This is a genomic window from Skermanella mucosa (genome assembly GCF_016765655.2).
Classification (GTDB): Bacteria; Pseudomonadota; Alphaproteobacteria; order Azospirillales; family Azospirillaceae; genus Skermanella; species Skermanella mucosa.
Genome location: NZ_CP086106.1, coordinates 111,390 through 123,987 on the forward strand (window position 1 = coordinate 111,390; position 12,598 = coordinate 123,987).

The following is a 12,598-nucleotide window of genomic DNA, read 5'->3' on the forward strand; positions in this document are numbered from 1 at the left end:
GAATGCCGTGTCTTGTCGGAAGCACTCTGGACGCGCGGCGCGACATAGCTTATATACGCGCATCAGGTGCATGCGTGAAAGTGGATTTCCATGCGGCGTTTCGGTCCAGGCACTGCGGGAAGAAAAGTACGATCAGCCAATCGGTCGGTCATGTCCCTGCTTGTTGTCTGGTTCACTATGGCTGCCTTGGTAGTCTATCAAATGCCTGCCCTGGGTGGAGTCGCACAGGCCATGCCGATGCCGATGCCGGCATCAGCCGCGGTGTTGGACATTGAGATCCCCTGCAACGATATGGGGCAGGCGGTCGACACAACTACGGCGAGCGCTAGCGCCATGCCTCATTCTGCGACGTCATGCTGGGACCCGTCATCTTTAGATTCCGGAGAGATTATCGACCACTCATGCCCATTGATGGGTGGCTGTTTCTCAATGTGTGCATCCATCACCCCCAGATTCGCCAGCTTCCGGGTGGCTGAGCGGTTGATGGAACACCTCGGCTTTATTGATGACATAGGGGCTCCCCACTCGGTACCCCCTCTCCAGAGACCACCCAAGTACCTCTGACGACATTTTTGTAACCGGGCATCCGGTACGCCCGCGCTCCAGCCGCGTGACCAACCGTCCGCGTCTTGCGTGGAGGATGCCCTGCGCATACGTCGTCATAGGTAGCTATCATGAAACCAAGCATGGTCTTGGCTGTCCTGCTCGCCGTTGCGGTGGGTGGTGGCGGCGGTGTCCTGCTCGAGCGCCAAGTGCTATCCGCCGAGAACGCTGCTCAGCAGCAGACCAGTACGGGCCCTCGTATCCTGTACTGGTGGGATCCGATGATCCCGGACTTCAAGAGCGACAAACCCGGCAAATCGCCGATGGGCATGGACATGGTGCCCGTCTACGAGGGTCAGGAGCCTGGCAGGGCCGAGGAGAAGGGCGTCGTCACGGTCTCCCCTGTCTCCATTAACAACCTCGGCGTCCGCACGACTGCAGTTGAGCGGGCAACGCTGATCCCGATTGTCGAGACGTTCGGTTCGATCACCTTCGACGAGAGCCGAACCTCCCATCTGCACGTTCGCGCCAAAGGATGGATAGAACGGCTCCACACCCGAGTTCTGGGGGAATACGTCGAGCGCGGCCAACTTTTGATGGAGGTCTTCTCGCCGGACCTCATCACAGCGGCCTACGAGTTCGTACGCGAGGCCGAACGGGGGCCTTCCGGCAACACCGAGGGTGCCCGGCGCAAGCTGGTCGCATTGGGCGTTTCCGACCGCCAAATCGAGGAGATCCGCAAAACCCGGGCCGTCCCTGAGCGGATCATGATCTACGCGCCTCAGACCGGTGTTGTCGAGGCCCTCGGGGTGGCTGAAGGCATGTACGTCGAGTCGGACGTGACGCTCATGTCCATCGTCGATTACGCCTCGGTTTGGGTAATGGCGGAGGTCCTGGAGAGCCAGGTTGGCCTAGTGTCCCGTGGCATGCAGGCGGAAGTGCGGGTGGCGAGTCAGCCCGGCCGGGTCTGGACAGGCACCGTCGACTACGTCTACCCGGAACTAAGGCCGGACACTCGGACGGCCCGGCTACGCATCCGCCTCGCCAATCCCGACCACGCCCTCCAGCCCAACATGTTCGCGTCGGTCCGCGTGGCTACCCGTGCCAGAGAGGATGTCATCGCAATTCCGAATGGCGCCCTCATCCGGACTGGGCAAGCCGAGCGTGCTGTGCTGGCGCTGGGCGACGGCCGCTTCAAGCCAGTGCCGGTCAAGGCGGGCCTAACAGTCGGTGACATGGTCGAGATTACCGACGGTCTCAAGGAAGGCGACCGCGTCGTCACCTCCGCCCAGTTCCTGATCGACAGTGAGAGCAGCCTGTCGGCTGGATTCGCGAGCATGCAGGAAGTCGAGCAGCCGCAGGTGGTGGAGGCGGCAGCGGCAGTACCTGCCATGGGAGAGGGCGAAGTCACAGCTATCGCTGCCGATGGCAGTAAGGTGACCATCAGCCATGGACCGATCCCAGAGCTCTCCTGGCCCGCCATGACCATGGAGTTCGCTGTTGACCCCGGTGCTTCAGTCCAGGGGTTCGCCCTCGGCGATCGGGTTCGCTTCGGCGTTATCAAGGCGCCGGATAATACCTACACGGCCGCCACTATTGAGCGCCTCGGCGGCGCGGGGCGGACGCCGTGATCGAGCGCCTGATCCATTGGTCTGTGGGCAACCGTGGCATCGTTCTGCTGCTCGCCGCCATGCTGGCGGGGTGGGGCATCTGGGCAGTGCGCAACACGCCCGTAGACGCCATTCCGGACCTCTCCGACGTGCAGGTTATCGTCAAAACCACCTATCCAGGCCAGGCCCCCCAAGTAGTCGAGGACCAGGTCACATATCCGCTCTCGACCGCCTTTCTCGCAGTTCCCGGCGCGATGACGGTCCGTGGCATCTCAATGTTCGGGGACAGCTACGTCTACGTGCTGTTCGAGGAGGGCACAGACCTCTACTGGGCGCGCTCACGCGTCCTGGAATACCTGAGCCAAGTCGCCCCGCGGCTGCCGCCGGGCGCCCGCCCGGCGCTCGGACCGGATGCCACAGGGGTGGGCTGGATCTTCCAGTACACCCTCGTGGATCGGACCGGGCGGCACGACATCAGCCAGCTTCGGACCCTCCAGGACTGGTTCCTGAAGTTTGAGCTCCAAGCTACCCCCGGCGTCGCCGAGGTGGCACCCATTGGCGGCATGGTCCGTCAGTATCAGGTCGTTGTTGATCCCGTCGCGCTCCGGGCCTACGGGCTGCCGTTGGCGCAAGTGCGCGAGGCCATCGAGCGTGCCAACCAGGAGTCCGGCGGCTCAGTGCTGGAGATGGCCGAGGCCGAGTACATGGTCCGGGCCAGCGGCTACATCAAAGGCGTCGACGATCTCCGCAGTGTGCCGGTCAAGGCCAACCCCGGCGGCGTTCCGGTACTTCTCCAGGATATCGCCCAAATCCAACTAGGACCCGAGCTTCGCCGTGGTGTCAGTGAACTCGATGGCCAGGGCGAGGTGGTCGGCGGCGTGGTCATCATGCGTTGGGGTGAGAATGCACTGGCTACCATCGACGCTATCAGAGCCAAGCTCGAGCGCCTGCGCCAAAGTCTGCCTGACGGTGTCGAAATCGTCACGACCTATGACCGCTCTGGCCTGATCGAGCGCGCCATCGACAACCTTAAGGATAAACTGACAGAGGAGTCCATCGTTGTCGTCCTGGTGTGCGCGGCGTTCCTCCTGCACCTGCGCTCTTCGCTGGTCATCATCCTGACGCTCCCCCTTGGCATTCTAGCGGCCTTCATCGTGATGCATGCCCAGGGTATCAACGCCAACATCATGTCGCTGGGTGGCATCGCCATCGCCATTGGCGCCATGGTCGATGCCGCCATCGTGATGATCGAGAACCTGCATCGGCGCATCGAGCACGAACCACTTACTCCAGAGAACCGCTGGCGCGTAGTAGGCGAGACGGCGGCAGAGGTCGGCCCGCCGCTGTTCTTCTCGCTCGTCATCATCACGCTCAGCTTTCTGCCGGTTTTCGCACTGGAGGCCCAGGAAGGGCGGATGTTCAAGCCGCTGGCCTTCACCAAGACCTACGCCATGGCAGCCGCCGCAGTGCTGTCGGTGACACTCGTTCCGGTGCTGATGGGCTATTTCGTACGCGGTCGGATCGTCCCCGAACATAGGAACCCGATCAACAACCTATTCATTTGGCTCTACCAGCCGATGCTGCGCGGAGCCCTTGCAGCACCGTGGATCACCATCCTTGCCGCAGTGGTGCTGATGGCAAGTATGGCGTGGCCCCTCCAGCGCATTGGTTCGGAGTTCATGCCGGACTTGGACGAGGGCGACCTGCTCTACATGCCGAGCCTGATGCCGGACGTCTCCATCGGTAAGGCGCGTGAAGTGCTCCAGCAGACCGACCGGCTCATCAAGACTGTGCCAGAGGTCGAGGCCGTCCACGGCAAGATCGGCCGTGCCGAGACAGCCACGGACCCGGCGCCGATCTCCATGTTCGAAACGACCATCAAGTTGAAGCCGAGCGAACAGTGGCGGCCCGGCATGACCATGGCGGGCATCCGGGCGGAACTCGACCGGGCGGTGAGGGTGCCCGGCGTGACGAACGTCTGGATCATGCCGATCAAGAACCGGATCGACATGCTGGCCACCGGTGTGAAGACCCCGGTTGGAATCAAGGTCTCCGGGCCCGATCTTGCCGAAATCGGCCGCATCGCTGCACACGTTGAGGCGGCGGTCAGGACGGTCCCGGGCACGGCCTCGGCCTACGCCGAGCGGCCTGTCGGCGGCCGCTATATCGACGTGGACGTCGACCGTCGGGCAGCCGCCCGGTACGGCCTGAACATCGCCGACGTGCAGCAGGTAGTCCGAACCGCCATCGGCGGCGAGGAGGTCACGCAGAGCATCGAGGGCCTTCAGCGGTTCCCGGTCAACGTCCGCTATCCCCGAGAGTGGCGCGACAGCCCTGACGCGTTGGCCACACTGCCCATCGTGACACCGAGCGGCGCCCACATCGCGCTCGGCGACGTGGCCAAGGTCCGCATCGAGGACGGTCCCGGTATGATCCGCACCGAGAATGCCCGGCTGGGCGGCTGGGTGTTCGTCGACATCGCGGACCGCGACCTCGGTGGCTACGTAGCTGACGCCAAGGAGGTTGTTGGCCATGCCGTCCGGTTACCACCCGGCTACTCGATGACGTGGTCAGGACAGTTCGAGTATCTGGAGCGCGTCCAGGGCCGTCTCACCGCCATCGCGCCGCTCACGGTGGCGCTGATCGCGCTGATGCTCTGGCTGACGTTCCGGCGTCTGGGTGAGGTGCTGATCGTCATGGCGTCGCTGCCGGTGGCGCTGGCGGGCGGCATCTGGCTGCTGTGGTACCTGGGCTTCAACCTGTCGGTCGCGGTGGGCGTCGGCTTCATCGCGCTGGCGGGCGTGGCTGTGGAAACAGCTATTGTGATGCTCGTTTATCTGAACCTGGCACTCAAGCGTCATCAGGCCGAAGCTTTGGCTGCCGGGCGACCGATGACGGTCCGCGACATTGAAGAGGCTGTCATCGAGGGCGCCCTGCTCCGATTGCGCCCCAAGGTGATGACGGTGGCGACCATCTTCGCGGGCCTGTTCCCGATCATGGTGGGCGAGGGCACCGGCTCCGAGGTCATGAGACGTATCGCCACTCCCATGGTCGGGGGCATGGCAAGCACAACGGCCCTGACGCTCATCGTCATCCCGGCCGTCTACCTGGTCTGGCAACGGTTTCTCCTGCGGAACACGGCCGTTGCCGCCGCGGACGACGTCCGCACGCTGGGTTCCGCGCATCCCGCAGAGTGAAGGAAAACATCATGAACGCATACAAGACCGTCATCGCCGTCACCGTCGCAACGCTCCTGACTGGACCGGCCCTGGCCCAATCGAACCAAGACATGCAGGGGATGAACATGGGGGCGCAGGCGACCCAGCCCATCACAGGCAAGGGTGTGGTAAAGAAGGTGGACCCAGCCAAGAAGACGATCAACCTGAACCACGAGGCTATCCCCGCCATCAGCTGGCCCGCGATGACGATGGATTTCCAGGTCGCACCGAATGTTGACCTCTCGAAAGTGCAGCCGGGGCAGCCGGTTGACTTCAGGTTGGAAAAGGGGAACGGGGGCAACTACACCGTCACGAGCGTTACGCCCGCGGCGAAGTGACAGCAGCCCGGAGCCACGCGCCAACCAGGACGTGGCTCCGAAACCCCCATGCCCGCCTGCCGAGGACCGTCAGTCTGCGGCGGCCGAGGTTACGGCAGCCTTGATCCCGCTGGATACGGGCAACTCGCTGCCCCTCCTTCGCCTGATCCGATGCCCCTGTCGTTCAGGTGGCCGTCCTGTCAATAGTTACTTCCAGCTTCTCAACGCCACCCGCACACATCGCTAGGCAGAAAATGGATATCCCTCTCTCCTATCTGACGGAACGCATCCTTCAACTGTGCGATTGGATTGTCACGAGCGTGTTTCCGAATGCGCATTGGTGGCTCCACATCATCGGACATATCGTCCTCGTGGCGATGCCGTTGGCGTTTCTAGGTTTGCTGGGCACATGGCTCATTGGCATCCTCCGTCGACGTCTCTCGAGCAGACCGACGCCAAGGCCAAGTGATCTGGCCTCACCATTTCCTTCGAACGTTTTCGTTTACATCCTCAGGCACACTCGCAGAACGCAAGCCATTCTGCTTGCGGCTGCGCTGGTAACGCTTCCGCTCCTTTATGCGGTCCTAGAGCTTCCGAAGCAGATCATCAACAAAGCCTTAGCCACAGAGGCTGAAACGGTCTCAGTACTAGGAGTCTCACTTTCTCGGTACGAGCTACTTATCCTGTTATGCGCACTCTTCCTAGTGGCTGTCCTTGCAAGCGGGAGCGTGAAGTATTTCATCAACCTCATGAAGGGGCATCTCGCGGAGAGTATGATGCGCAGGATGCGTTTCACTGCCTTCCGCGCCTGGTCCCGCGGAAAGAAGCCGTGCGACCACTCGCAAATCATTCCAGTGCTTGTTCAAGAAGTAGAACCGATTGCCGGGTTCACTGGCGAAGCTTTCTTGACACCGGTTTTTCAGGGCGGAACGTTCCTCACCATTCTGGTCTTCATGGTCCTTCAGGACCCGGTTCTCGGTGCTGCCGCCTTGGCGTTGGTCCCGGTTCAGATCGCAATCATCCCACGCCTCCAACGCCGTGTCAGCGCTCTGTCACGCGAACGGTCGAGGGAACTGCGGTCGTTCGGCTCTGCGGTGGCTGATGCTGACCCGCGCGATTATCATGGGCGGCCTCAACCCGTGCTTCCCGTTGCGAGATCCCTGAAAAAGGTGCAGGCGATCCGTCTGGAAATTTACCGTCGGAAGTTTCTCATCAAGGGCCTGAACAATTTCATCAATCATCTCACGCCGTTCTTTTTCTACACAATCGGTGGGTACCTGGTGATCGAGGGGCGGCTCACCCTGGGTGCAATGGTTGCGGTCCTGGCTGCCCACAAGGATATGGCAGCGCCGCTTCGGGAACTCCTCGGTTACTACCAAGCCATGGATGACGTTCGGGCACGGTACGAGGAGATACGCCGGTTCTTATCGGACCAAGCGGACGCCGATCGGGTTCAGGTCTTCTGTGACAAAGAGATTGAAGCGCCGGCGTCAGCGGAAAATGTTGGCGCAACCATAGCGACGAGCGTTGTTGCGGCGATCGGCAGGTGAGTTTGGTGACCGCCTGCAAACGCTGGGTACCAGCCTGCTTCGAAGTTCGGATGGGGTTGGATCGAAGTGCCTGAGCAACTGTTTTCCCCGAAAGGCGATGAGGCTTCACGGATGCGAAGCGGCACCGGCAAGTTACTGCGGATCGTGTTGACATGCCTGCTTATGCTGGCCGCGTTCACCGTGCCTTTCGTGCAGAGCGCCGCATTAGCGTGCGACAGCCAAGTCTTGACTTCCTACGAGTGGCCGCTCCACGGCGTAGGTGACCACGCTGCCCACAAGGCTAATCATTCGGACTATTACGCCCAGCAGCGCGACATGGCTTGCGAGGATATGGATGGCACCAATGTCCAGTGCCCCGCCGGCGTGCCGTGCATGCTTATGAACCCGGGTCTACCCGTGTCCGGATCTCTCCTTCCAATTGGCCCGCCGTCCGTGGCGGACTTTCTCTCTAGCGTCAGGCTGTTGAACGGCATTGAACTCGATCCTGTCCTGCGCCCTCCTCTACCGCCCGTTTGAACGGGCCGGAACGACCTGCCGCTTGATCTAAGCTTCGGCCCTCCAAACGCCATTCGTTCCATAGAACCGTGGGCAACCTGCATCCGGGGTCCGCGTATACAACGCTCCGACAGGTTTCTCTCGACGAACGAACTTTATCAGTTGCGGACTAGCCGTTGCCTTATGGCCGTGAGGCAGTTCCGAGGGAGGACATCATGAAGAGTTTTACTCGCGTAACGCGCTTGCCCGCCCGCTCGGCTGCGCGTGCTGGGTCGAGGATGCCGCTCGTGGAGGCAGTGAATGAAAACGACCCTGATCACGCCAGTCATGCCGGATGGCTGGCAGCCTTCCGGCGCTACCTAGCGATCATCGCCCTTGGCAACCTCGCGTGGGAGTTCCTTCACATGCCGCTTTACACGCTTTGGGAAACCGGGACAGTGGGCGAGATCGTGTTCGCCGCCGTTCATTGTACCGGGGGCGACATCCTGATTGCGCTGGCTTCTCTGGTAGCGGCCCTCCTCTTGATGGGGAGCGGTGACTGGCCCCAGGGCCGGTTCATGCCCGTGGCAGCCCTGACCATCGCATTCGGCCTTGGCTATACCGTCTTTAGTGAGTGGCTGAACATCGAGGTTCGGGGGACCTGGGCTTATTCCGACTTGATGCCCGTGATGCCCTGGTTGGGAGCCGGCCTCTCGCCGGTGGCGCAATGGCTGGTCATCCCGATCATGGCATTCCATTCGATCCACCCGCGCCGGGTGTCCGATCGTCTCGAAGAAATATCTTGACCTTCCAAAGGCTGGAAGGTCGAACCTATATCCCTTGGCCCGGTGCTTCTGCCGGGCAGGCGTTCGTCCTGCAGGTCCAAGAATGTATTCGGATCGTGGGAGCGCTCGAGGAAATGGAGGACCATCATGGCTGATCTGCATCACGGCCACACGCCTCACGGCCATCACCACGGACGTGATAGCGGGCTGAAGGTGAAGGATCCCGTCTGCGGGATGGACGTCGACCCCACGACATCTAAGCACCGTGCCGAACACGGCGGGCAGACCTTTCACTTCTGCTCGGCCCGCTGCCACGATAAGTTTGTCGCGAATCCTGAGCGTTACCTGAAACCTACGGCCAAGCCCGGTGACCCAGGGCATGCGGAACAATCCTCTCCTCAGAATGGGGTTGTCTATACCTGTCCGATGCACCCGGAGATCCGCCAGGAGGGGCCAGGTAACTGCCCGATCTGCGGAATGGCTCTGGAACCCGTCGCGGGTGGCGTGGAGGGTGAGCCAAATCCCGAACTCGCCGACATGACCAAGCGGTTCTGGGTAGGCACGGCCTTCACCGTACCCCTCTTCATCCTTGAGATGGCGGCCCACATCCCCGGTGTGGGGCTGCACGGTGCTATCTCGCCCCAGACCTCCCTGTGGATCCAGTTCCTGCTGGCTACGCCCGTGGTGCTATGGGCAGGCTGGCCGCTGCTCGAGCGCGGCTGGCGGTCCTTCGTGACCCGCCGACTAAACATGTTCTCGCTGATCGCGCTCGGTGTCGGCGCCGCTTACCTGTTCAGCCTAGTCGCTACTTTCCTGCCCGGCGTCTTTCCGGCCGGGTTCCGGGATGCGGAGGGGCTGGTGGCGGTCTACTACGAGGCCGCAGCCGTTATCACCGTGCTGGTCCTGCTTGGGCAGGTCCTGGAGCTTCGGGCGCGCGAGCGCACTGGTGGTGCCATCAAGGCCCTGTTAAACTTGGCACCCAAGACTGCCCGACGCATCCACGACGGTGCGGACGACGAGGAAATCTCGTTAGACCAGGTGCATACAGGCGACCGGCTCCGCGTCAGACCCGGCGAGGGTGTGCCCGTCGATGGGCTTGTCCTGGAGGGTCGGAGTGCGGTGGACGAGTCCATGGTGACTGGCGAGTCCCTGCCGGTCGAGAAGGAACCCGGTACCAAGTTGATCGGCGGTACCATAAACCAGACCGGCTCGTTGGTCATGGTGGCAGAGAGGGTTGGCTCCGACACCATGCTGTCGCGCATCGTGAACATGGTCGCCGAAGCCCAGCGGAGCCGGGCGCCGATTCAGCGCCTCGCCGACATTGTATCGTCGTGGTTCGTGCCGTCCGTGATCGTTGTCGCAATCCTGGCGTTCGCTGGGTGGATGATCTGGGGGCCGTCGCCGGCCTTCGCCTACGCGCTCATCGCCGCCGTATCGGTCCTCATCATTGCGTGCCCCTGCGCCCTGGGGCTGGCCACGCCGATGTCGATCATGGTGGGCGTGGGCAAGGGGGCGTCGACAGGCGTGCTGATCAAGAACGCCGAGGCGTTGGAGCGGTTCGAGAAGGTCACCACGCTCGTCGTCGACAAGACCGGCACCTTGACCGAAGGCAAACCCCGTGTGACTGCTGTGATCCCTGCTGCTGGGCTCGATGAAGTGACCATTCTCTCCCTCGCGGCCAGCCTGGAACGCTCGAGCGAGCACCCCCTGGCGGCAGCCATCGCCGCCGCTGCCCGCGAGCGGGACCTGCCCATCGAGGAGGTCTCGGATTTCGCCTCGGTCACCGGCAAGGGTGTAACCGGAAACGTCGGCGGGCGCACCGTCGCCCTGGGTAATGCAGCCATGATGCGGGATCAGGGCATTGCTCTGGGCGATTTGGCAGCGCGGGCCGACGAACTCCGGGGCGAGGGTGCCACAGCGCTGTTCGCCGCAATCGATGGTCAACCCGGCGGCGTCATCGCGGTTGCCGATCCGATCAAGGCCAGTACGCCGGAGGCGCTCCGGGCGCTGCGGGAGGACGGCGTCGACATCGTTATGCTGACGGGCGACAACCGGACCACCGCGGAGGCCGTTGCGCGAAAGCTGGGCATTGACAAGGTGGAGGCCGAGGTCCTGCCTGAGGACAAGAACCAAGTGGTCAAGCACCTGAAGGCGCAGGGCCGCATCGTAGCGATGGCGGGCGACGGTGTGAATGACGCCCCGGCCTTGGCCGAAGCCGACGTTGGCGTTGCCATGGGGACGGGCACGGACGTCGCCATCCAGAGCGCGGGGGTCACCTTGGTCAAGGGCGACCTCGCGGGCATCGCACGGGCGCGGGTGCTGAGCCGGGCAACCATGCGCAACATCCGGCAGAACCTTTTTCTCGCCTTCGTCTACAACGCAATCGGTGTTCCGATCGCCGCGGGTTTGCTGTACCCGCTGTTCGGCTGGACGCTGAGTCCCATCATCGCCGCTGCCGCGATGGCCCTGAGTTCAGTCAGCGTGATCGGGAATGCGCTGCGCCTCCGGACACTTCAGCTGTGAGAGGCAGGTCGTCTCTCACATCCCCGGTCAAAAAACAACAATGAGGATAAATGGCATGATGCACAATATGGAAGGTATGGGTTGGATGATGGGGGCGATGGGAATCGTTTGGATCGTCGTCATCATTTTTCTGGTTCTTGGAATCGCTGCTTTCGTCAAATACTTGCGGTCGGGGCGGTAAGATACCTAACGCTACCGCCTCAAGTGCAGTGAAATATGCTTTGGCTACGATCGCAGCCTGGGATACACTAGGGATATAATGCAAGCCTTTCGCCGCATCCTCTCTGTCGCTCTAATCCTGGCGTTTGCGCTCGGGATGACGGCCCAGGCTGCCCAGATGATGCCGATGAACGGCATGGTGGGAGATGCGGCGGTCATGGACATGAGCATGGGAGGCGCAAGCTCCCTCGTCTGTCCGGACTGCGACGACATGGACCAGGGCACGATGGACAGGGCGGCGTGCCAAAGCAGCATCTGCATCGCCCCCCCGATGCTACCGCCTGAGATGTCGAGTCCAGTTTTAATGCCTGCGGGCTCCGCGGTTCTATATAACCCTGCGCTCGGATGGGGGATGACTCCGCATCCGGAGCCATACCCTCCAAGATCTGTCCTCCGCATCTGATCCGTCCGCGCCGACCATTGACGCGGCAGCGGTGACCCCTGATCGGGTCGCGGATTGGCTGCCTCCGACACTCGGAGTCCGTCCAGGTGCACTGGGGAAGCCACTGATGCGAGGACAAGCATGCCTCCTGATTCCCCACCTCCGCCTGAATCGGAAATGCCTGCCACTCGTTGAGAGTCGGCTTGGACCAACTCTCGACTGCTGTTTCCGCGCGATCCATCCGTGATCGGCAACAATAGCCTGTCACGTTTGAATGGCTGCTGTCGTGCCGACGGCTGAGCCGCCTACACGCCAACCAACCTCACAGTTCGATGGAGAGAACGATGAAGTTCACATCCCGCACCCTTCTGTCGGTCCTGGCCCTTGCCACCTCTGTATCGCTCGCACAGGCCCAGACCCAACAGGATCACCAAACCCATAACTCGGCTGGCCAAGGCGCGCCCCAAGGCGTTCCATCGACCTCGTCCGCTCAGCCTCAGGGCAGCATGCAAGGCATGATGGACCAAGGCGACAGGATGCGCATGATGCAGGACATGATGGCGCAGCGGGGGGAGCAGCCCAATGCCGATGCGATGCCCTGCCCAATGATGGCCAACGGCGGCATGGGCATGCCCTTTGAGCGCACCGAGGGCCGAATCGCCTTCCTCAAGGCCGAGCTCAACATCACCGATGCCCAGGCCAAGGAGTGGAGCGCCTTTGCCGATGCCTTACGGGCAAACGCTGCGGTCCACCGATCCATGCACGAGCAGATGGTGAAGGACGAGAAGCCAGCATCCCTGACCGAGCGCTTCGACCGGCGCGAGAAGATGCTGTCCTCCCGGCTAGAGGCTGTGACGAAGCTTAACGCGGCTGCCAAGCCGCTCTTTGCCTCCTTGTCGGAGGAGCAAAGGAAGATCGCCGACGAACTGCTCGGCGGCGCGCTCGGCATGATGTAATTCACACCAGATAGAGGAAGG

Annotated in this window: 8 protein-coding genes; all 8 read left to right on the top strand. The window is 62.2% G+C overall.

From position 1 onward, the window contains the following. Positions 1-674 precede the first annotated feature (674 nt). The 8 genes from JL100_RS00515 (at position 675) to JL100_RS00550 (ending at position 12,577) form a co-directional block, all read left to right on the top strand. Positions 675-2,174, top strand: a complete 1,500-nt coding sequence (locus JL100_RS00515; protein WP_202684867.1) for an efflux RND transporter periplasmic adaptor subunit — start codon at positions 675-677, stop codon at positions 2,172-2,174. Further along, entirely contained in the window at positions 2,171-5,350 is a 3,180-nt protein-coding gene (locus tag JL100_RS00520) for an efflux RND transporter permease subunit (RefSeq protein ID WP_202684868.1), read from the top strand. Before JL100_RS00515 ends, JL100_RS00520 begins: the two co-directional genes overlap by 4 nt. 11 nt (positions 5,351-5,361) lie before the next feature. Then, the gene (locus tag JL100_RS00525) at positions 5,362-5,709 is read left to right on the top strand and encodes a copper-binding protein (RefSeq protein ID WP_202684869.1); all 348 of its coding nucleotides are present in this window, start codon (positions 5,362-5,364) and stop codon (positions 5,707-5,709) included. 233 nt (positions 5,710-5,942) lie between these two features. Beyond that, positions 5,943-7,238, top strand: a complete 1,296-nt coding sequence (locus JL100_RS00530) for an ABC transporter ATP-binding protein (protein ID WP_228420992.1) — start codon at positions 5,943-5,945, stop codon at positions 7,236-7,238. A 66-nt stretch (positions 7,239-7,304) separates the two neighbouring features. Further along, on the top strand, positions 7,305-7,754 hold the full coding sequence (locus JL100_RS00535; protein WP_202684871.1) for a hypothetical protein: 450 nt from the start codon (positions 7,305-7,307) through the stop codon (positions 7,752-7,754). A 194-nt stretch (positions 7,755-7,948) separates the two neighbouring features. Further along, on the top strand, positions 7,949-8,518 hold the full coding sequence (locus tag JL100_RS00540) for a hypothetical protein (RefSeq protein ID WP_228420993.1): 570 nt from the start codon (positions 7,949-7,951) through the stop codon (positions 8,516-8,518). A gap of 126 nt (positions 8,519-8,644) precedes the next feature. Further along, complete coding sequence (locus tag JL100_RS00545) at positions 8,645-11,020, top strand: heavy metal translocating P-type ATPase (protein ID WP_202684872.1); 2,376 nt, start codon at positions 8,645-8,647, stop codon at positions 11,018-11,020. Between the two features lie 945 nt (positions 11,021-11,965). Further along, positions 11,966-12,577, top strand: a complete 612-nt coding sequence (locus JL100_RS00550; protein ID WP_202684873.1) for a Spy/CpxP family protein refolding chaperone — start codon at positions 11,966-11,968, stop codon at positions 12,575-12,577. Positions 12,578-12,598 lie beyond the last annotated feature (21 nt).

Bases quoted from the DNA above. Each gene is read 5' to 3' on its own strand.
- JL100_RS00515 (WP_202684867.1), top strand. From the start codon at position 675: ATGAAACCAAGCATGGTCTTGGCTGTCCTGCTCGCCGTTGCGGTGGGT.
- JL100_RS00525 (WP_202684869.1), top strand. From the start codon at position 5,362: ATGAACGCATACAAGACCGTCATCGCCGTCACCGTCGCAACGCTCCTG.
- JL100_RS00530 (WP_228420992.1), top strand. From the start codon at position 5,943: ATGGATATCCCTCTCTCCTATCTGACGGAACGCATCCTTCAACTGTGC.
- JL100_RS00540 (WP_228420993.1), top strand. From the start codon at position 7,949: ATGAAGAGTTTTACTCGCGTAACGCGCTTGCCCGCCCGCTCGGCTGCG.
- JL100_RS00545 (WP_202684872.1), top strand. From the start codon at position 8,645: ATGGCTGATCTGCATCACGGCCACACGCCTCACGGCCATCACCACGGA.
- JL100_RS00550 (WP_202684873.1), top strand. From the start codon at position 11,966: ATGAAGTTCACATCCCGCACCCTTCTGTCGGTCCTGGCCCTTGCCACC.